Source organism: Limnohabitans sp. (assembly GCF_040401495.1).
Lineage (GTDB): Bacteria > Pseudomonadota > Gammaproteobacteria > Burkholderiales > Burkholderiaceae_C > Limnohabitans.
In genome coordinates, this window is the sequence record NZ_JBBAOI010000004.1 from 100,719 (window position 1) to 119,890 (window position 19,172).

Below are 19,172 nucleotides of genomic sequence, written 5' to 3' on the forward strand. Positions count from 1 at the left end.
CTGAGGGAGTCAAATTTCAGGGTGTTTGCCCATTCACCACCACCCGCTCTATCAGTCTGTCATCGCCCAACACCATCATGGCAAAGAGTTGTTCTTCAAGGCTATCGGCTGCCGCAGTTCGCCGAGCCAACAAGGGTGTGGCAGCAGGGTTGAGAACGACAAAGTCAGCGTCGCAACCCACCGTCAAATTACCTACAACACCGCTCAAGTCCAAGGCCTGCGCTGCACCTGCGGTGTGCAGCCACCACAGTTGTTCGGCACTCAGCGAGTGACCGCTCTTGCCCACGCTTTGCCGACCCACGGTGTAGGCGGCATGCATGGTGTGAAACGGGCTGAAACTGGTGCCGCCGCCCACGTCGCTCGCCAAGCCATGTAGCAAGCGGTGCGACTGTGCGAGCTGAAAATCGAAAAAACCGCTGTCTAAAAACAAATTGCTGGTGGGACACACCGCGGCTGCCGCGCCGCGTTCGGCCATCAAGTCGCGGTCGCTGGCGTCCAAATGCAAGCAATGCGCGTATACCGAACGCTGTCGCAACAAACCCATCTCCTCGTAAACACCCAAATAGCTGCGCGCGTGGGGAAATAACTCGGCCACCCATCGAATTTCATCGGCGTTCTCCGCCACATGGGTTTGCACCCAGACACTGGTGTGCTGCGCGGCCAGTTCACCCGCACCACGCAACTGCGCTTCGCTGGAGGTGGGCGCAAAACGCGGCGTGATGGCGTAGCCCAATCGGTCTACGCCGTGCCAGCGCCCAATCAACGCTTCGGTTTCATACAGACTTTGTTGTGCGTTACTGTCGCGCAGTCCGTCAGGGCTGTGGCGGTCTTGCAGCACCCGTCCACCCAGCATACGCAACTGCCGTTTCTGCGCTTCTTGAAAAAACGCATCCACCGACGATGTGTGCGCGGTGGCAAAGGTCAAGGCGGAGGTCACACCATTGCGCAGCAGTTCATCAAAAAAGAAGCTTGCCACTTCATGCGCATGAGCGGGGTCGGCAAATCGGATTTCTTGTGGGAAGGTGTAGTTGTTCAGCCAAGGCAGCAAGCCATCGGCGGGCGAGGCAATGACGTCGGTTTGCGCATAGTGGATGTGCATGTCGACAAAGCCAGGTGCAATCCAGCGACCTCGCCAATCGGTGATTGGGGTTTGTGCATGAGCAGCGTGCAGCAGGGCGTAGGGGCCGATAGCGTGGATACGCGCAATGCCATCGGTGCCGCGTTCGGTGACCAACAAGCCATCAGATTCAAATTGAATGTGGTGGCTTGCAGGTTCAGGAAACCACAGCACAGAGGCGCGGTAGGCGTGAAAGCTCATACGCCGTCCTTTTGTAAAGCCATCAATACCCGCTCGGGGGTGACTGGCGCATCCATTCGTACGGGTTCATGACCGCCGATGGCTTCACCCACCGCATCGCGCAAGGCCTCAAAGACACTCATGGCCAGCATAAAGGGCGGCTCGCCCACGGCTTTGCTGCCGCCTATGTTGTCCTCAGGGTTGGCCTCATGCCAAAACTTTACCTTGAAGTGAGCAGGAATATCAGCAGCGGTGGGAATTTTGTAGGTGCTGGCGCCGCGGGTGAGCAGCTTGCCGTCCTTGCCCCAAAGCAGTTCTTCGGTGGTCAACCATCCCAAGCCTTGGACAAAACCGCCCTCGATTTGCCCGATGTCCAAAGCTGGATTAAGAGAATGCCCCACGTCGTGCAAGATGTCTACACGCAGCAGTTTGTGTTCGCCCGTCAAGGTGTCTATGGCCACCTCTGAGCACGCAGCGCCATAAGCAAAGTAGTAGAAGGGGCGACCGCTCAAGGTGGCGCGCTCATAGTGGATTTTGGGTGTTGCATAAAAGCCGTCACTCCACAGTTGCACCCGTTGACTGTAGGCGTGTTGCACCGCTTGCGCAAAGCTACGCACTTTCTTGGGTGTACGTACCTCGGTGTTCATGAACACCACCTCGCTGGGCGAGCAGTCATCGGCTTTGGCGAAGCACTCGGCCAAGTTATGGCGTACTTGAAGTGCGGCACGTTCAGCAGCGCGGCCATTTAAATCGGTGCCACTTGACGCTGCCGTAGCGCTGGCGTTGGCCACACGGTCGGTGTCGGTACTGCTGATGCGCACACTGTCAACGGATAGCCCCAGCACTTGGGCCACGATGGCACATACCTTGGTGTGCAAGCCTTGGCCCATTTCAGTGCCACCATGGTTGACCAGCACGCTGCCATCGGTGAAGACCGACACCAAGGCACCCGCTTGGTTGAACTGGGTTGCGGTGAAGCTGATGCCAAACTTCACGGGGGTCAGGGCGATGCCGCGTTTGATCACCGCGCTTTGCGCATTGAAAGTTCGAATTGCGCTGCGGCGTTCGCGGTAATCGCAGTCCTGCGCCAACTGTGGCATGAGGCGAGGCAAGATGTTGTCCTCCACTGTCATGCCATAGGGCGTGGTGTTGCGTGGAGCATCACCATACAGGTTGCGAAGACGCACATCCAGCGGATCAAGTTGCAATTGTCTGGCGATGTCGCCCATCACCGTTTCAATCAACATCATGCCTTGGGGGCCACCGAAACCGCGAAACGCGGTGTGGCTTTGGGTGTTGAGTTTGATACGGTGCGAGACGATGTCCACCGCCTCTAAAAAATAGGCGTTGTCGGTGTGAAACACTGCACGGTCAGACACAGGGCCGCTGAGATCAGCGCTGAATCCGCAATGCGCCCATTGCGTGTTGTGCAAAGCCAGCAAACGCCCTTGTGCGTCAAACCCCGCTTGGTAATCGTGGCTGAAAGGATGGCGTTTGCCAGTGACGAGAAAATCATCCTCTCGGCCCAAACGCATCTTCACAGGCTTGCCGGTTTTGTGTGCAGCCAGCGCGGCCCACACCGCCAGATGCCCCGACTGGGTTTCCTTACCCCCAAAGCCGCCGCCCATGCGGCGACACAGTACCCGCACTTGATGCAATGGAATATGCAGGGCATGGGCTACCCAATGCTGCGCCTCGCCCGGATGTTGGGTGCTGCTGTGAATCAGCCATTCGCCGTTTTCTTGGGGCAGGGCGTAGGCGATTTGACCCTCTAAGTAATAGTGCTCTTGGCCGCCAATTTCCAACTGGCCTTGCAGTTGGTGCGGCGCTTGCTTCATGGCCAGGGATGCGTTGCCGCGTTGCACATGCACGCTGGGCAAGACCTTAGGTAAAGAGGATTGCTTCGCTTCGCTTGCAAGTACGGGTCGCACGTTTAGCACGGGCGACTCAACGGCAACCTCAAGCACCATCAACTGCGCAGCGGCACGGGCAAGGGCATGGCTGTCGGCTACCACCAAGCCCAGCACTTGGCCGATATGCTCCACGCAATCGGTGGCAAACACCGGTTCATCGTGCACAAACGTGGCCAGCAGTTTGTCGCCAGGAATATCGTCAGCAGTGACAACCGATTGCACACCGGGGGCGGCAAGCACCGCGGTCAAATCCAGCGACACGATGCGGCCCCGCGCCACGTTGCTGAGTATGGGTGCGGCATGAAGCGTGCCTTCTGTCAGTGGCAAATCGTCGATGTAGGCGGCAAGGCCTTGCACATGCAAGCGGGCGCTTTCGTGCTGGGTCGATTTGTCAGGCGCTTGCGCACTCATGTCAAATTCTCCAACTGTGTCACAGCGCGGCCCTTTGACTCTAGCCAAGCGCGTTGCAGCAAGTTACGCAGCAGCAGTCGTCGGTAATCAGCGCTGGCCCGCATATCGCTGATCGGTTTGAATTCATTCACCAAAGCGTCTTGGGCATTAGCTAAGCTGGTTTGGCTGAACGCTTGTCCCTGCAAAACTACTTCGGTTTGTAGCGCCCGAACGGGTGTCGCCGCCACGCCGCCCACGCCGATTCGCACTTTGTCTATTTGCCCTTGTTGCAAATGCATTTTCAGCACCAAGCAAACGCTGGAGATATCGTCCTCGAGACGTTTGGACACTTTGAAGCAATGCAATTGTTCGTCTGGCAATGGGTGGGGAACCACGATCCAGCAGAGCAACTCGTCGGGTGCTAGGACCGTTTGTCGATAGCCTAGGTAATAGTCTTCCAAGCGTACATGCCGGTGCACCATGTGCCCCCCGCGCCACGCCATTAAAACAACTTGCGCACCCAAAGCGATCAGCAAGGGCATGCTGTCACCAATCGGTGAACCATTCGCCACATTGCCACCCAAGGTACCCGACTGGCGCACAGGGCGTCCAGCAAAACGGTGGGCAAAGGCGGTGACAGTGGGACGGCGTTCGGCCAAGGCGGCAAAGGCATCGTGGATGCTGACCGCAGCCCCTATCGCCAAGTGGTGCGGGTATTGCTCGATACGCTGAAGTTCTGCCACGCGGGTCAGGTCAATCACTTGCTCAAAACTTTTGTGCTGTTGGGTGACCCACAAACCAGCGTCAGTCCCACCCGCCATGATTTGCGCTTGAGTAAAGCGGGCTCGCAATGGCAGCAATTGGCGCAATGCGGTGGGCAAGGCATAGTGCGGGTTCAGTGCATCGCGCTGACTGGCCGTCTCAGAAACAGGGGCAGCCAAGGCAGGCTTGGACGGTGGGTACAGATGCATGGCCATCGCTGCATCCAAAATGGGGCGGTAGCCAGTGCAACGGCAGAGGTTGCCAGAAATGGCTTCCATTGCCTCGTCGCGGCTCACCGCTTGCCCTTTGGTGCGGTTGTACAGGTCGTACAAGCTCATCACAAACCCAGGGGTGCAAAACCCGCATTGCGACGCATGGTGGTCGACCAGCGCTTGCTGCACAGGATGCAGTTGACCATTGGCAGACAGATCGCTGGCGGTGGTGACTTGCAGGCCATGGGCCGAATGCGCCATGCGTATGCAGCTGTTGACCGTGTGCGCTTGTTCGCCCTGTCCCAGTACCACGGTGCAAGCACCGCAGTCACCTGAGGCGCAGCCCTCTTTGCTGTCCATGGCTCTTAAATCCTCACGCAGAACCTCAATAAGGGTACGTGCCGGTGGTACATTGGAAAGCGTGTGCCACCGGTTACGGTGCAGCAGTTCAAGGGTTGGAAGGGTCATGCGAACATTGTGTTTCTGTTGGAGTGGGATTGTTGCACCGCTTAGAGGGCCGGGGGACAGCCGCCCATGAGCACCCCATTGCTGGCACTGTCGCACATCAGCAAGCGCTATCCAGCGGTGCTGGCCAATGATGCCATCGACCTCAGCGTCATGCCCAAGCAAATCCATGCCATTTTGGGTGAAAACGGCGCGGGCAAATCTACCCTCATGAAAATTATTTACGGTGCGGTGCAACCCGATGCTGGCAGCATCCACTTTGATGGCAAGCCTGTACACATTCGCAACCCCCAGCAAGCCCGCGCCTTGGGCATCAGCATGGTCTTTCAGCACTTCAGCCTGTTTGACACCTTGAGCGTGGCGCAAAACGTTTGGCTGGGTCTGGACAAGTCGCTTTCCTTGGCAGAGGTGACCCAGCGTATCCGCGAGAAGGCCGCTGTTTATGGCTTGGACTTAGAGCCCGAGCGACCTGTTCATACCTTAAGCGTGGGTGAGATGCAGCGAGTGGAAATCATTCGCGCTTTGTTGTCTGAACCACGCTTACTGATCTTGGACGAGCCTACCTCGGTGCTCACCCCCCAAGCGGTGGACAAACTGTTTGCCGTGCTGCGCCAACTGGTAGAAGAGGGTTGCAGCATTTTGTACATCAGCCACAAGTTGCATGAAATCCGCGCTTTGTGCACACACTGCACCGTGTTGCGCGGTGGGCGTGTCAGCGGCGAGTGCATTCCCAGCCAAGAAACCAATGCGTCCCTAAGCCAAATGATGATTGGCAGCGAGCCCAGCGACTTGGTGCACCAAACCAGCCAACCAGGCGAGGTGATTTTGGCGGTCAAGCAACTCAGTTTGCAGCGTCTTGACCCCTTTGGCATGAATTTGCAGCCCATGGATTTAGAAGTACGCCAAGGAGAAATTGTGGGCATTGCGGGTGTCTCGGGCAATGGGCAGCGCGAATTACTGTACGCCTTAAGCGGTGAAGATACCCGAGCACCTGCTCAAAGCATTTGTTTGCAAGGACAGGCCGTGGGCACGCAGGGGCCAGCGCAACGCCGCAAACGGGGTTTGCATTTTGTGCCCGATGAGCGCTTGGGCCGAGGAGCGGTGCCCAGCCTGAGTTTGGCGCACAACCTCTTGCTCACGCGTGACGATGCCATCAACCGCATGGGTTGGATTGACATGCAAGCGCTCAAAACCCAAGCCGAGTCCATCATCAGTCGCTACCGAGTCAAAGCGGGTGGCGCACTGGCCTTGGCGCAATCGCTCTCGGGTGGAAATTTGCAAAAATTCATTGTGGGACGAGAGATTGACGCATCCCCTAAGCTGCTGATCGTCTCCCAGCCCACTTGGGGCGTTGATGTAGGTGCTGCAGCGCAAATCCGCGCCGCCTTGCTAGCGCTGCGAGACGCGGGATGCGCGGTGTTGGTGGTCAGCGAGGAGTTGGACGAATTGTTTGAACTCAGCGACCGTTTGCATGTGATGGCTCAGGGGCGTTTGTCGCCCTCCATCTCTCGCGCAGATGCCAGCGTAGCGCAAATTGGCGCTTGGATGAGCGGCTTGTGGGATCACTCTGATGATGCGGTGCAATGACCATGTTCAAACTTGAAGCCCGAGCTCAGCCCTCCGATTTTTGGCGCATCGCTTCACCTTTGTTGGCCTTGGTGCTGACGGTGGTGCTGGGCGTCATCTTGTTTGTGATGCTGGGCAAAGACCCCGTCAAGGGCTTGGCCGTGTTTTTTTGGGAACCCATACGCAGCGGCTACGCAGTGGGCGAGTTGGTGGTCAAAGCCACGCCTTTGTTGCTGATTGCTCTGGGGTTGGCGCTGTGCTTTCGCTCCAATGTGTGGAATATTGGTGCAGAAGGGCAGTACGTCATGGGGGCGGTGTTCGCCACAGGCGTGGCATTGTTGGCTGACAAAACCAGCAGCGCTTGGATGGTGGTGCCCTTGTTGTTGGCTGGCACACTGGGTGGTATTTTGTGGGCGGGTCTCACCGCTTGGCTGCGTGACCGCTTCAATGCCAATGAGATTTTGGTCAGCCTCATGTTGGTGTATGTCGCCATTATGGTGTTGGGCTATTTGGTCTACGGCCCTTGGAAAGACCCCTTGGGCTACAACTTTCCGCAAACCAAAACCTTTGAAACTGCGACCCAAATTCCGCGTTTGTTCAAAGGCTCGCGGGTCAACATCGGTTTGGTCTTGGCGCTGCTAGGCGTGTTGGTGATGTGGGTTTTTTTGTTTCGCACCCGCGCAGGTTGGGCGCAGCAAATCGGCGGCTTGGCGCCGCAAGCGGCACGCTATGCTGGGTTTTCATCGCGCCGCGCTGTTTGGGTGGCTTTATTGGTGTCTGGTGGCGCGGCCGGTTTGGCAGGCGCTTTGGAAGTGGCCGGCCCGATCGGCCAACTCACCCCCTATGTGCCGGTAGGCTATGGTTTTGCCGCCATCATCGTAGCTTTTGTAGGGCGTTTGCACCCCTTGGGCATGGTGTTTTCTGCACTTTTGATGAGCATGTTCTACATCGGTGGCGAGTTGGCGCAATCGCGTTTGGGTTTGCCCAAGTCACTCACCGGCGTGTTCCAAGGCTTGCTGCTCTTTAGCCTATTGGCCTGTGATGTCCTCATGAATTACCGCTTGCGCTGGCAAGCCTCGCGCACGGAGATGGTGTGATGGAAACCTATGCCTTGTTACTGGGCGCAACCCTCAACGCCGGCACGGTGCTGGCGATCGCCGCTTTGGGTTTGCTCATTAACGAGAAATCCGGTGTGGTCAATTTGGGTGCCGAGGGCATGATGCTGTGCGCGGCCATCGCTGGCTACGCCACCGTAGTGCACACCGGCAGCGATGTGCTGGGCTTTGCCGCAGGCATGGCTGCTGGCGGCTTGTTGGCGCTGGTTTTTGGGGCTTTGGTGATTGGCCTCAACACCAACCAGTACGCCACAGGCTTGGCGCTGAGTCTGTTTGGCGTGGGCTTTTCGGCGTTTGTGGGAACTGGCTATGTGCAAGCCAAATTGCCAGAGCGCATGAAGTTCGAGGTGTCTGGCTTGGCCGAGATCCCCTTCATTGGGCCGGCCTTGTTCAAGCAACATCCCATGGTGTATGGGGTTATTTTCTTCACCATTGCACTCATTTGGTTTTTGCAGCGCAGCCGTGCTGGTTTGGTATTGCGTGCCGTGGGTGAGTCGCCGCAGTCGGCCCATGCTTTGGGTTATCCAGTGCGTCGCATTCGATTGGTCGCGGTGGTGGTGGGCGGGGCTTTGTGTGGTTTGGCGGGTGCCTATATCTCCATCATTTACACCCCGCTGTGGGTGGAGGGAATGATTGCTGGCAAGGGTTGGATTGCGCTGGCGCTCACCACTTTCGCTACTTGGCGGCCTGCGCGGGTTCTGCTGGGCGCCTATTTATTTGGCGGCGTAACCATGCTGCAATTTCACTTGCAAGCCAGCGGCGTGGATATGCCAAGCCAGTTCTTGAGCATGCTGCCTTACCTCGCCACTATCGTGGTGCTGGCGCTGATTTCGCGCAATCCTCAGTGGATTCGGGTGAACATGCCTGCCTCTTTGGGCAGACCCTTTTACCCCTAACCATCTTCATTGCGAGCGCAGCGAAGCAACCTCGTCAGACGGGTTAGCTTTGCAATGACGAACACGCTTATAAAAGTGCAAACTTTCTAATTCATAAGTCAACTTCAGGGAAAACCCTTTTCAGCAGTCATAATCGCGCCTGTTCCCATCGTCTTCCCATTTTCAAAGGAATTTTCATGACAGATTTGTATAAACGCACTTGGTTTCGTGCTGCTGCAGTTAGCGTGGTGGCTGCGGCCCTCATGGTTGGTTGCGGTAAAAAAGAAGAACCCAAACCCGCTCCTGTGGTTGAAGCGCCCAAGCCCGAGCCATTGAAGATTGCATTTGCCTACGTCGGCCCCGTGGGCGACGGCGGTTGGACTTTCGCGCACGACAACGCACGCAAAGCCTTGGAAGCTGAATTTGGCGACAAAATCAAAGCCTCTTTCACCGAAAACGTTTCCGAGTCAGCTGACGCTGAACGCAATTTCCGCGACATGGTGGCCCAGGGCAACAAACTTATTTTCGGCACTACCTTTGGCTACATGGAACCCATGCTCAAAGTCGCTGCTGACTCTAAAGACGTCAAGTTCGAGCACGCTACTGGCTACAAGCAAGCCGACAACATGCGCACCTACGACAGTCGTACCTATGAAGGTGCTTACATGGCTGGCGTGATCGCTGGCAAGATGACCAAGTCCAACACCTTGGGCGTGGTCGCGTCCATTCCCATTCCTGAAGTGGTCCGCAACATCAACGCTTTCACCTTGGGCGCACAGTCTGTCAATCCCAAAGTCAAAACCAAAGTGGTCTGGGTTAATGAGTGGTTCAACCCACCCAAAGAAACCGAAGCCGCCACATCGCTGATCAACAGCGGCGCCGACGTGCTGTTCCAAAACACCGACTCGCCAGCTGTGCTCAAAACAGCCGAAGAAAAAGGCAAGCGTGCTTTTGGTTGGGACTCTGATATGACCGCCTACGGCCCCAAAGCCCACTTGGCTTCAGCCATCATCAACTGGACCCCTTACTATGTTCAAGCTACCCGTGAAGCCTTGGAAGGCAAATGGGTAGGTGGTACTGGCATTTGGTGGGGCGTGAAAGAAGGTGCTATCGATTTGGTGTCTGTTGCTGAAGACGTGCCTGCTGATACCAAAGCCAAAGTCGACGAAATCAAAGCTGGCTTGAAAGATGGCTCTTTTGCCATTTGGAAAGGCCCCTTGGTCGACAACACTGGCAAAACCTTGCTGAAGAAAGACGAAGTCGCTGACGACAAGTTCTTGAGCGGCGTGAACTTCTACGTCAAAGGCGTGGAAGGCAAAGTGCCCGGCAATAAGTAATGCTGGCTCACAAGTCCATGAAAGGCTGCCCTCGGGCAGCCTTTTTTTGCTTTCAAGCAGGCTTGGCTTGGCTGTGCTTGGCGGGTGTCTGCGCAGTTGTGGCGCAAACAGGCTCAGCATTGCCCGATCCCCGAATCACCCCTGGCGCGGTTGATCCATTGGTTACGCCTCAAAATCTTCATGCAACTGTGTGTGTCAAAGGCTATACCGCTACCGTTCGCCCTGATAAACGCGTGACCAACCGATTAAAGCGCGAACAAATTCGTCAGTACCGCTACAGCGACACCGACCCTAGAAATTACGAGCAAGACCACTTGATTCCCTTGAGCATTGGCGGCAACCCCAGCGACCCCCGCAATATGTGGCCTCAACCACGCACGGGGCAATGGTCAGCCGAGCAAAAAAACGATTTGGAATTTGTTGTTTACAAAATGGTCTGCAATGGCGATATCGATTTGGCACAGGCACAAGAAAAAATCGCCCATGATTGGACCGCAGCCTACCAAGCATGGGTGCCCAAATACCCACACTATCTTCCCAAAGGTCGACGTGAATTTTCAGATTGAAGCCCACTTTTGGCACCCTGTTTGCGATGCGCATGACCTGCTTCACGCACCTTTGCCAACGCAGGTGCTAGGTCATGACGTGGTCTTATGGCGCGACTTGCAAGGCAAAGCACAGGCCCTGCATGACCAATGCCCGCACCGAGGCGCTAAGTTGTCTTTAGGTCAGGTATGCCAAGGGGCATTGCAGTGTCCTTACCATGGCTGGACGTTTCAGGGCAGCGGTCAGTGCGTGAACATTCCTGCCATGCCCGACTTCACGCCCAGCGCCGCCCAGCAAGCCCGTGCGGTGGCGGTGCAAGAGGCCTATGGCTTGGTATGGGTGTGTTTGCAGACGCAAGCTGGCAGCGCATTGACCACTACCGAGCAAGTGCTGCCGCCATTTGCCGCAGAGGCGCAAACCACGTTGCGCAAATTGACCGCAGGGCCTTATGAGGTCGCCACCAGTGCGCCTCGCATTGTCGAAAACTTTCTTGACATGGCGCACTTTGGTTTTGTACACGCGGGTTGGTTGGGCGACGCTGCCCATGCCGCTATTGCCGATTACCAAGTTGAGGCTGCTGGGCAGGGGTTCAAACTGATCAATGCCCAAGCGTGGCAACCGCACTCCAGCGCTTTAGCCTCTCAGGGGGCGATGGTGGCTTACACCTACGAGGTCAGCCAACCGTACAGCGCAGTGCTCACCAAAGTGCCTTCGCCTGAAAGCGGCGTCAAAGCTGGTTACGAGGAGTCCATCGCTTTGTTCATACAACCCATGACGCCTGAGTTCAGTCGGGTATGGTTTCGCATGGCGATTGCAGACTTTGAAGCGTCCGCCGCAAAAGTGCTGTCATTTCAAGATACGATTTTTTTGCAAGACAAGCCGGTGTTGGAGTCGCAGCGTCCCCGCTTGCTACCTTTGCAGGCTGGGGCAGAATCGCAGGTGGCGGCAGATAAAGGCTCGGTGGCTTACCGACGATTTTTGCAACAGCAGGGCATCACTTTTGGAGTGTGTTGAATGAATTTCTCGGCTATTTCTTCTGAGCGCTTACCTGAGTTGTTGTGCGCCATGCCCAAGACGGAATTGCATATGCATATTGAAGGTTCACTCGAACCTGAGCTGATTTTTGCTTTGGCCAAAAGCAACAGGTTGCGCTTACGTTACCAAAGCGTGGAAGAACTTCGCGCGGCTTATGCCTTTTCCGACTTGCAAAGCTTTTTGGACATTTACTACGCAGGTGCCAGCGTACTGCAGCAGCCGCAAGATTTTTACGACATGGCATGGGCTTACTTTCAACGTGCCAAGGCCGACAACGTGGTGCATGCGGAAATCTTTTTTGACCCCCAGACCCATACGGCCCGAAAAGTGTCCATGCGTACCGTCATCACTGGTTTGCACCGCGCTTGTGTGGATGCGCAAAATCAGTTGGGCATCAGCTCTTCATTGATTTTGTGTTTCTTGCGTCATTTGTCGGAGGACGAAGCCTTTGAAACGTTCGATGAAGCTTTCCCTTTCAGAGACAAATTCATCGGGGTGGGTTTGGACTCCAGTGAACGCGGCCATCCACCCGAGAAGTTTGAGCGGGTGTTCAAACGTGCGGCTCAACTGGGCTTCAAGCTGGTAGCCCATGCGGGTGAAGAGGGGCCACCTGCCTATATGTGGAGTGCTTTGGATGTACTGAAGGTGCAGCGCATCGACCATGGGGTTCAAGCCATTCACGATGAAGCGCTGATGGCGCGTTTGGCCAAAGAACGCATGCCCTTGACGGTGTGCCCTTTGTCCAACCAAAAGCTGTGCGTCTTTCCCAATTTGGCCGACCACAACTTGGGGCACATGTTGGCGCAAGGCCTTTGCGTCATGCTCAACTCTGACGACCCCGCTTACTTTGGTGGCTATTTGAACGAGAACTATCTGCAAACCTTTGCCGCCTTGAATTTGAATGCGGAGCATGCCTACCAGTTGGCCAGCAACAGCTTTGAGGCCGCCTTTGTTTCGCCAGACCAAAAGGCGTTGTGGCGTCAGCAGTTGAACGACTGCTTTGCGCAGTTTGGGGCTTAGAAAGCCATTTAATTTATCCAGTTTTCCAAAGACAACTGCGGTACGCGTTTAAAGTCGCGGGTGTTATTGGTCACCACGGTTGCGCCCAGGCTAAGGGCATGGGCGGCAATCATCAAGTCGTTGCTGCCGATCAACTTGCCCTTGGTTTTCAAAGCATGTCGAATATGGGCGTAGTGCATGGCAGCTTCATGGCTCCAATCCAGCGATTTGATATGTTGCCCAAGCAACGCCACAGCTGAGCGGTTTTCCTCCACACGGTTGGAGGCTTGCACACCGTACTGAAGTTCAGCCCATGTCACCATCGACATTGCCAAGTGGTTTGGGTTGATGCTTTGCAAGCGCTTAAGAAGGCTTGGTGAATTGCGCCTGAGCAGGGCCACGCAGGTGTCTGTATCCAAGAGGTACAAAGCGCTCAAAGGCTCTCTCGCTCTTGCACGGCTTGGTCCTCAGGCGTGGTCATGAAGTCTGCGCTGACTTGGGCGCCAAGACTTAAAAAATCTGCCCAATTGTCTGGGCGTGGTGACAACACCAGATCGTCACCAATTTTGCGAATGTAGACTGTTTTTATAGTGTCTGGAAAGCGAAATGCCAAGGGGATGGTCACGATTTGGCTCCGGTTGTTGGTGCCCACTCGGGCGGTGGTGAGGGTCATAAGCTACTCCATTTGCCAGCTACAAAAGTATGTGGCACTTACTAAATTTTGTCAATCTACTTACAAACCGTGGCAGGCACTTGCTAGCATGGGCCGATGGACGAGATCTTGTTGGTAGGCGGCGGAATAGGGGGCTTGGCGGCTGCTTTGGCCTTGGGTCAAGGCGGCGTGGCCACGCAGTTGTATGAGCAAAGCCCTGAGTTCACTGAAGTGGGCGCAGGTATTGGCTTGGGGCCTAACGCTTTGCGGCGACTGCAAACTTGGGGCGTTTGGGATGCGCTGCACGCCAAAGGTTTTGTGCCTTCACAGCTCGAGGTGATGGACGCGCAAGACGGGCGGCAGTTGGGCTGCTTGCCCATGGCAACAGCGTTTGAGCTGCGTTATGGTGCGCCTTACCTCACCATCCACCGAGCAGATTTGCATCAAGTCTTGTCAGATGCGGTGAATACGCAAGGCCTGTCTGCGCTGCATCTGGGGCATCGTTTGCAAGATGCAAAAGCCCATGCCTCGTGCGTCAATACCCATTGGCTGGCGCCTGATGGGCAAGCTGTTTGGCATGAAAGCCAAGTTTTGGTGGGCGCGGACGGCATCAGCAGCAAGGTGCGTGAACTTGCATGGCCTTCTCAGCAACTGCAAGCCAGCGGCCACTGGGCTTATCGAACATTGCTGCCTCGCCATGCATTACCCGCTGCGTGGCGCAGTGACGCCATGGGCTTGTGGCTGGGGCCTCGATTGCATGTGGTGCACTACCCTGTGCGGGGTGGTGAATGGCTTAATGTGGTGGTTTTGGTCGAGGCCACTGACTCAGCGCAAACCCCAGGTTGGGACATGCAGCGCAGCGCAGACCAAACTGCCGACGATTTGCAGCGTGCCCTCAAAGACAGTTGCAGTCGCTTGCAAGATATGGTGCTTATGGCTGAGCAATGGCGAGCATGGGCTTTGTTTGACCGCCCTCCTTTGCACAGTGCCAGCGATATGGCTAAGGGCAGGGTGGCATTGCTAGGCGATGCGGCCCACCCCATGTTGCCCTACTTGGCGCAGGGTGCTGGCATGGCGATCGAAGATGCAGACGCTTTGGCGCAATGTTGGTCGCAAGCGGGCCTCTCAGTTGAGCAGCGCTTACTCGCCTATGCGCAGGCCCGTTGGCAGCGCGTGGCCAAGGTACAGGCCAGAGCGCGGCGCAATGCGCTTGTGTTTCACGCCAGCGGTGTGCTGGCTTGGGGGCGGGACGCTGCCATGCGTTGGGGCGGTGCGGCGGTGATGGACATGCCTTGGCTGTACGCGGGCTAAATTCAGAGCCGACCCAGTAGCAACCACTCCATCAAGGCTTTTTGCACATGCAAGCGGTTTTCCGCTTCGTCCCACACCACCGATTGCGCCCCGTCTATCACCTCGGCTTGCACTTCTTCACCACGGTGGGCCGGTAGGCAATGCATGAACAAGGCCTCGGGCTTGGCTTGCGCCATCATGCGCTCATCCACGCACCAAGCACCAAAGGCTTTTAAGCGTGCCTCGTTTTCGGCTTCAAAGCCCATGCTGGTCCACACATCGGTGGTCACCAAGTCTGCGCCTTGGCAAGCTTGCAAGGGGGCTTTAAATACTTTGAAACAGTTGGCGTTTTTCACGCCTGCAATCGCTTGGTTCACCTCGTAGCCGCTGGGCGTGCTGACGTGCACCGTGAAGCCCAGCAAGTCGGCCGCTTGCAACCACGTGTTGGCCATGTTGTTGCCGTCGCCCACCCACGCTACCACTTTCCCCTTCAAACAATCCAAGGGGTGGTTGACGTTGCCGCGGTGCTCAATAAAGGTGAAGAGATCAGCCAAGATTTGGCAGGGGTGGAACTCATTGGTTAAACCATTGATGACTGGTACGCGAGAGTTGGCGGCAAAGCGCTCTATCTTGGTTTGCTCATAGGTGCGAATCATCACCAAATCCACCATGCGGCTGATGACTTTGGCGCTGTCTTCTATCGGCTCGGCCCGACCCAACTGGCTGTCGCCTGTGGTGAGATGCACCACCGCGCCGCCCATTTGGTACATGCCGGCTTCAAAGCTGATGCGGGTGCGTGTCGAGGCCTTCTCGAAAATCATGGCCAAGCTGCGGTCCACCAACGGCTGGTGTTTTTCGTAAGTTTTGAATTTATGCTTGATAAAAGCAGCACGGCTGAACAAATACGCGTAGTCATCGGCAGACGCATCGCCAAAGTGCAAATAGTGTTTCAAGGCTTGGCTCATCTCAGGCCTTAGGCGTGTTTAAAAACGCTTTCACCAAAGGCACCAAGATGGCCACCACTTCATCCGCTTCTGCCTCGGTCATGGTCAGGGCTGGCAGCAAGCGAATCACGCTGTCGGCGGTGATGCTGAGCAACAAGCCTGCTTCCAAAGCTTGACCCATCAAAGGGCCACATGGGCGGTCTAGCTCGATGCCGATCATCAAGCCTTGGCCGCGAATCTCTTTCACACCCGTCATGCCTTTGAATTCACGCTCGAAGGCAGCTTTGAAATACAGGCCGAGTCGGTGGGCGTTGTCCAGTAAACCGTCTTCTTCCATGATGCGCAGGGTTTCCACACCGGCACGCATGGCCAAGGGGTTGCCACCAAACGTGGTGCCGTGGTTGCCGGGCTGAAAAATATTCGCGGCCTTGGGGCCAGCGACCACCGCGCCAATGGGCACGCCCGAGCCCAAGCCTTTGGCCAAGGGCATGACATCAGGCTGAATGCCAGCCCATTGGTGGGCAAACCATTTGCCAGTGCGACCTATGCCGCATTGCACCTCGTCGATCATCAGCAACCAGTCTTGAGCGTCACACAGAGCGCGTACCTCGCGCAGGTAATCGGCACGCATAGGGTTGATACCGCCTTCGCCTTGAATGGTCTCGAAAAACACCGCCACCACATTCGGGTTGCCATGCGTGGCTTTTTTTAAGGCCTCGATATCGTTCAAGGGCACTCGAATGAATCCTTCCACCAGCGGCCCAAAGCCTTGTTGAATTTTGGTGTTGCCTGTGGCACTGAGTGTGGCGATGCTGCGGCCATGAAAAGCGCGTTCGTAAACCACGATTTCAGGTCGCTCAATGCCTTTGTCGTGGCCAAACTTGCGGGCCATCTTCAGGGCGGCTTCGTTGGCCTCTAAGCCTGAATTGCAAAAGAATACATTGCTCAACCCCGACAACTCGACCAGCTTGTCAGCCAGCTGTTGCTGCAAAGGGATGTGGTAATAGTTGCAACTGTGCATGATTTTTCTGACCTGATCTTGCAGGGCAGGCACCAGCTTGGGGTGGTCGTGGCCCAAGGTGTTCACCGCAATACCGGCCAAGGCGTCTAGGTAGCATTTGCCAGCGGTATCCCACACACGCACACCTCGGCCATGCGACACCGTCATGGGCAGTCGGCCATAGGTGTTCATCAAATGGGCAGCAGGGTCGTGGGCGGCAGGCATGGGCATTCCTCGGGCATCAAATGAAATCGGCTCTGCAGACATGCAGGCTGGAGCCGAGGTGCAGATTCTAGGGGGCAATGCTTGTCAGCCCATTGAAAAACGCCGCGCATAGAATGAAATTGCTGCAAAGCAACAACCGCCATGTTGGCGAAAAGGCTTTTGCGCTTTATTCATGGTCAGCCCCTTACTACACGAAGTCATTATTCTCGGCGTGACCACCAGCGGTCAAACTTTTCGCCCCAGCGACTGGGCCGAGCGTTTGGCAGGCGTGATGAGCAGTTTTCGCCCTGGGGGTGCCGTACCTGGCGACCATTTAAGTTACTCCCCTTGGTGCGTACCCAATACCTTGGATGGCAAAAAATGCGTCATCGTGCATACCGATATGCGGGAGGCCAATGTCATGGCTTGGGACTTTGTCATAGGTTTTGCGCGAGACAACCAGTTACAGGTGGTCAAGGCCTCGCCATAAAAAAACCGCCCCGAGGGGCGGTTCTTGCTTTTTTTGCCGTCAGCGCACCGTTTTCAAACGGCGGTCAGCGCAAAGGCCGACCGGGCTGTTTGCCTGAATCGTCAGGCGGCGAGGGCCAAGGTTTTCACCTTGGCGGCTAAGCGACTCTTGTCGCGAGCAGCCTTGTTTTTGTGGAAGATGTGCTTGTCGGCGATGGTGTCCACTACCGACTGCATCTTGCCAAACAGTTCTGTGGCTTTGGTTTTGTCACCCGCCAGCACTGCTTTTTCAACATTCTTAACCGCAGTGCGGTATTGCGAGCGCAGCGAGGTGTTCGCGGCGTTGAGTTTGACGTCCTGACGGGCGCGTTTACGGCCCGACGCTAGGCGCGGGTTCTTTTTCTTGGGCTTTCCAGAGGCCATGGTGTTTCCTTTAGGGGTTTGATGATGATGACGGCAAAGCCCGACATTGTAACAAGCCTGTTTAGCGGTACATGAAGCCCTCCCGCTACACTCCACGGCGTGAGCCTGTTCAAGTCCGCCTCTACCGTGTCCTTATGGACTTTGGCCTCGCGCATCACCGGTTTTGCGCGGGAGACGCTGATCGCCAGCGTGTTTGGCGCCAATGCCCTGACAGACGCCTTCAATGTGGCGTTTCGCATCCCCAATTTGTTTCGCCGCTTGTTCGCCGAAGGCGCTTTTGCCCAAGCCTTTGTGCCGGTGTTGGCGGTTACCCGCGCCGAGCAGGGCGACGCCGCTACCCGTGTGTTGATCGACAAAGTGGCCAGCGTGCTGCTGCTGGCGGTGGTGACGTTAAGCCTTTTGGGTGTGTTGGCCGCGCCCTGGTTGGTGTGGGCCATGGCCAGTGGTTTGCAGCAGTCGGCGCAGGGCATGGCCACCGCGGTAGACCTCACCCGCTTCATGTTTCCCTACATCGCCTTTATGTCCATGGTGGCTTTGTCAGCGGGTATCTTGAACACGTGGAAGCGCTTTGCGGTGCCAGCGGCCACGCCGGTGCTGCTGAATGTGTGCATGATCAGCGCGGCGGTGTGGGGTGCACCTTGGCTGGGCGCGCAAGATGTGGAGCCTATTTTTGCCATGGCGGGTGGGGTGATGCTGGGCGGCTTGCTGCAGTTATCGGTGCAAATACCGGCATTGCGCCGTTTGGGCGTGTTGCCGCGCTTAGCGTTTTCTCCCACAGGTCTTCAAACTGCATGGCAAGACACAGGAACCCGGCGCATTTTGTCTCTGATGGCACCGGCTTTGCTGGGGGTGGGCGTGGCGCAGTTGTCGCTCATCATCAATACCCAAATTGCTTCGCATTTGACGCCGGGCAGCGTGAGCTGGATCAGCTACGCCGACCGCCTCATGGAGTTTCCTATCGCCTTGCTGGGCGTGGCCTTGGGCGTGGTGCTGATGCCGCAGCTCTCCGCCGCGCAAGCCAGTGGCGATGCAGATGCCTACTCTTCCATGCTGGACTGGGGCTTGCGGCTGGTGGTGGTGTTGGCTTGGCCGTGCGCCGTGGCGTTGCTGGTCTTTGCCCAGCCCCTGGTGGCGGTGCTCTACCACTACGGCGCTTTCACCGACCGAGATGTGGCTCAAACCACGCTGGCCTTGACAGGTTATGGCGTGGGCGTGCTGGGGTTGGTGGCCATCAAAGTGCTGGCACCAGGTTTTTTTGCCAAACAAGACACCCGCACCCCTGTGCGTATAGCAGTACTGGTGCTGGTGTTCACCCAAGTCATGAATATGTTGCTGGTACCCTACTTGGCCCATGCGGCGCTGACCTTGTCGATTGGCCTCGGCGCCTTACTCAACGCCTTGTGGTTGCTGCAAGGTTTGCGGCGCAACCGCAGTTTTGTGGCCAAGCCGGGCTGGGGTTTGTTGGTTTTGCGGGTGGTTTTGGCATCTGTCGCCATGGGAGGCTGCCTGTTTTACAGCGCTGGCCATTGGGATTGGACGGCCTTGCGAGTCACGCCTTGGCTACGAATAGGCTTGATGACAGGCGTATTAAGCGCCTGTGCTGTGGTGTATTTCGCGACACTCAGGGGTCTTGGCATGGATCTGCGTGCACTTTTGCGGCGCTAAAGGCATGATGACGC

The 19,172-nt window shown here is 56.5% G+C and carries 18 protein-coding genes; 10 read left to right on the forward strand and 8 right to left on the reverse strand.

Annotated elements, in window-relative coordinates:
- Positions 1–16: 16 nt before the first annotated feature.
- From guaD to xdhA, 3 genes are read right to left on the reverse strand one after another with little or no spacing between them, the layout of a single operon-like run.
- The gene (gene guaD, locus AC9UEO_RS04575; protein ID WP_509530454.1) at positions 17–1,318 is read right to left on the reverse strand and encodes a guanine deaminase; all 1,302 of its coding nucleotides are present in this window, start codon (positions 1,316–1,318) and stop codon (positions 17–19) included.
- Positions 1,315–3,621, reverse strand: a complete 2,307-nt coding sequence (gene xdhB / locus AC9UEO_RS04580; protein WP_509530456.1) for a xanthine dehydrogenase molybdopterin binding subunit — start codon at positions 3,619–3,621, stop codon at positions 1,315–1,317. The genes guaD and xdhB overlap by 4 nt, the downstream gene beginning before the upstream one ends.
- Positions 3,618–5,042 (reverse strand): xanthine dehydrogenase small subunit, encoded by a 1,425-nt coding sequence (gene xdhA / locus AC9UEO_RS04585; protein ID WP_509530458.1) that lies wholly within the window; start codon positions 5,040–5,042, stop codon positions 3,618–3,620. The genes xdhB and xdhA overlap by 4 nt, the downstream gene beginning before the upstream one ends.
- Before the next feature lie 66 nt (positions 5,043–5,108).
- On the opposite strand from xdhA, the gene AC9UEO_RS04590 reads away from it, so the two are divergent.
- The 7 genes from AC9UEO_RS04590 (at position 5,109) to AC9UEO_RS04620 (ending at position 12,533) form a co-directional block, all read left to right on the forward strand.
- Positions 5,109–6,626, forward strand: a complete 1,518-nt coding sequence (locus AC9UEO_RS04590) for an ABC transporter ATP-binding protein (RefSeq protein ID WP_509530461.1) — start codon at positions 5,109–5,111, stop codon at positions 6,624–6,626.
- 2 nt (positions 6,627–6,628) lie between these two features.
- Positions 6,629–7,702 carry an ABC transporter permease gene (locus AC9UEO_RS04595; protein ID WP_509530463.1) on the forward strand — a complete coding sequence of 358 codons (1,074 nt, stop codon included), beginning with the start codon at positions 6,629–6,631 and terminating at the stop codon, positions 7,700–7,702.
- A complete protein-coding gene (locus tag AC9UEO_RS04600) occupies positions 7,702–8,616 on the forward strand; it encodes an ABC transporter permease (RefSeq protein WP_509530464.1) in 915 nt (304 codons plus the stop codon). Before AC9UEO_RS04595 ends, AC9UEO_RS04600 begins: the two co-directional genes overlap by 1 nt.
- A gap of 176 nt (positions 8,617–8,792) precedes the next feature.
- Positions 8,793–9,932, forward strand: a complete 1,140-nt coding sequence (locus tag AC9UEO_RS04605) for a BMP family ABC transporter substrate-binding protein (RefSeq protein ID WP_509530466.1) — start codon at positions 8,793–8,795, stop codon at positions 9,930–9,932.
- Positions 9,932–10,498, forward strand: coding sequence for a hypothetical protein (locus AC9UEO_RS04610; RefSeq protein WP_509530470.1), 567 nt, complete (start codon positions 9,932–9,934; stop codon positions 10,496–10,498). The genes AC9UEO_RS04605 and AC9UEO_RS04610 overlap by 1 nt, the downstream gene beginning before the upstream one ends.
- Positions 10,482–11,492, forward strand: coding sequence for a Rieske 2Fe-2S domain-containing protein (locus AC9UEO_RS04615; protein WP_509530473.1), 1,011 nt, complete (start codon positions 10,482–10,484; stop codon positions 11,490–11,492). The genes AC9UEO_RS04610 and AC9UEO_RS04615 overlap by 17 nt, the downstream gene beginning before the upstream one ends.
- Positions 11,493–12,533: an adenosine deaminase gene (locus AC9UEO_RS04620; RefSeq protein ID WP_509530476.1), complete on the forward strand. Its 1,041-nt coding sequence runs from the start codon at positions 11,493–11,495 to the stop codon at positions 12,531–12,533.
- A gap of 8 nt (positions 12,534–12,541) precedes the next feature.
- On the opposite strand, the gene vapC is transcribed toward AC9UEO_RS04620, so the two are convergent.
- Together vapC and AC9UEO_RS04630 are read right to left on the reverse strand one after the other, a co-directional pair.
- Positions 12,542–12,949: a type II toxin-antitoxin system tRNA(fMet)-specific endonuclease VapC gene (gene vapC, locus AC9UEO_RS04625; protein WP_509530478.1), complete on the reverse strand. Its 408-nt coding sequence runs from the start codon at positions 12,947–12,949 to the stop codon at positions 12,542–12,544.
- Positions 12,946–13,185, reverse strand: a complete 240-nt coding sequence (locus AC9UEO_RS04630; protein ID WP_509530481.1) for an antitoxin — start codon at positions 13,183–13,185, stop codon at positions 12,946–12,948. Before AC9UEO_RS04630 ends, vapC begins: the two co-directional genes overlap by 4 nt.
- Before the next feature lie 96 nt (positions 13,186–13,281).
- Here AC9UEO_RS04630 and AC9UEO_RS04635 point away from each other — a divergent pair, with 96 nt between their 5' ends.
- On the forward strand, positions 13,282–14,475 hold the full coding sequence (locus AC9UEO_RS04635) for an FAD-dependent monooxygenase (RefSeq protein ID WP_509530484.1): 1,194 nt from the start codon (positions 13,282–13,284) through the stop codon (positions 14,473–14,475).
- Between the two features lie 2 nt (positions 14,476–14,477).
- Here AC9UEO_RS04635 and argF read toward each other — a convergent pair whose 3' ends face one another.
- The gene (gene argF / locus AC9UEO_RS04640) at positions 14,478–15,419 is read right to left on the reverse strand and encodes an ornithine carbamoyltransferase (protein ID WP_509530487.1); all 942 of its coding nucleotides are present in this window, start codon (positions 15,417–15,419) and stop codon (positions 14,478–14,480) included.
- Between the two features lies 1 nt (position 15,420).
- Positions 15,421–16,623 carry an aspartate aminotransferase family protein gene (locus AC9UEO_RS04645; RefSeq protein WP_509530489.1) on the reverse strand — a complete coding sequence of 401 codons (1,203 nt, stop codon included), beginning with the start codon at positions 16,621–16,623 and terminating at the stop codon, positions 15,421–15,423.
- 172 nt (positions 16,624–16,795) lie between these two features.
- Here AC9UEO_RS04645 and AC9UEO_RS04650 point away from each other — a divergent pair, with 172 nt between their 5' ends.
- Complete coding sequence (locus tag AC9UEO_RS04650) at positions 16,796–17,092, forward strand: DUF3579 domain-containing protein (protein ID WP_509530491.1); 297 nt, start codon at positions 16,796–16,798, stop codon at positions 17,090–17,092.
- A 101-nt stretch (positions 17,093–17,193) separates the two neighbouring features.
- On the opposite strand, the gene rpsT is transcribed toward AC9UEO_RS04650, so the two are convergent.
- Positions 17,194–17,493, reverse strand: a complete 300-nt coding sequence (gene rpsT / locus AC9UEO_RS04655; RefSeq protein ID WP_509530494.1) for a 30S ribosomal protein S20 — start codon at positions 17,491–17,493, stop codon at positions 17,194–17,196.
- Between the two features lie 99 nt (positions 17,494–17,592).
- Here rpsT and murJ point away from each other — a divergent pair, with 99 nt between their 5' ends.
- Positions 17,593–19,158 (forward strand): murein biosynthesis integral membrane protein MurJ, encoded by a 1,566-nt coding sequence (murJ, locus tag AC9UEO_RS04660; RefSeq protein WP_509530496.1) that lies wholly within the window; start codon positions 17,593–17,595, stop codon positions 19,156–19,158.
- Positions 19,159–19,172 lie beyond the last annotated feature (14 nt).

Coding starts and splice junctions, on each gene's coding strand:
- guaD (WP_509530454.1), bottom strand. CDS start 1,318: ATGAGCTTTCACGCCTACCGCGCCTCTGTGCTGTGGTTTCCTGAACCT.
- xdhB (WP_509530456.1), bottom strand. CDS start 3,621: ATGAGTGCGCAAGCGCCTGACAAATCGACCCAGCACGAAAGCGCCCGC.
- xdhA (WP_509530458.1), bottom strand. CDS start 5,042: ATGACCCTTCCAACCCTTGAACTGCTGCACCGTAACCGGTGGCACACG.
- AC9UEO_RS04590 (WP_509530461.1), top strand. CDS start 5,109: ATGAGCACCCCATTGCTGGCACTGTCGCACATCAGCAAGCGCTATCCA.
- AC9UEO_RS04595 (WP_509530463.1), top strand. CDS start 6,629: ATGTTCAAACTTGAAGCCCGAGCTCAGCCCTCCGATTTTTGGCGCATC.
- AC9UEO_RS04600 (WP_509530464.1), top strand. CDS start 7,702: ATGGAAACCTATGCCTTGTTACTGGGCGCAACCCTCAACGCCGGCACG.
- AC9UEO_RS04605 (WP_509530466.1), top strand. CDS start 8,793: ATGACAGATTTGTATAAACGCACTTGGTTTCGTGCTGCTGCAGTTAGC.
- AC9UEO_RS04610 (WP_509530470.1), top strand. CDS start 9,932: ATGCTGGCTCACAAGTCCATGAAAGGCTGCCCTCGGGCAGCCTTTTTT.
- AC9UEO_RS04620 (WP_509530476.1), top strand. CDS start 11,493: ATGAATTTCTCGGCTATTTCTTCTGAGCGCTTACCTGAGTTGTTGTGC.
- AC9UEO_RS04630 (WP_509530481.1), bottom strand. CDS start 13,185: ATGACCCTCACCACCGCCCGAGTGGGCACCAACAACCGGAGCCAAATC.
- AC9UEO_RS04635 (WP_509530484.1), top strand. CDS start 13,282: ATGGACGAGATCTTGTTGGTAGGCGGCGGAATAGGGGGCTTGGCGGCT.
- argF (WP_509530487.1), bottom strand. CDS start 15,419: ATGAGCCAAGCCTTGAAACACTATTTGCACTTTGGCGATGCGTCTGCC.
- AC9UEO_RS04645 (WP_509530489.1), bottom strand. CDS start 16,623: ATGCCTGCCGCCCACGACCCTGCTGCCCATTTGATGAACACCTATGGC.
- AC9UEO_RS04650 (WP_509530491.1), top strand. CDS start 16,796: ATGGTCAGCCCCTTACTACACGAAGTCATTATTCTCGGCGTGACCACC.
- rpsT (WP_509530494.1), bottom strand. CDS start 17,493: ATGGCCTCTGGAAAGCCCAAGAAAAAGAACCCGCGCCTAGCGTCGGGC.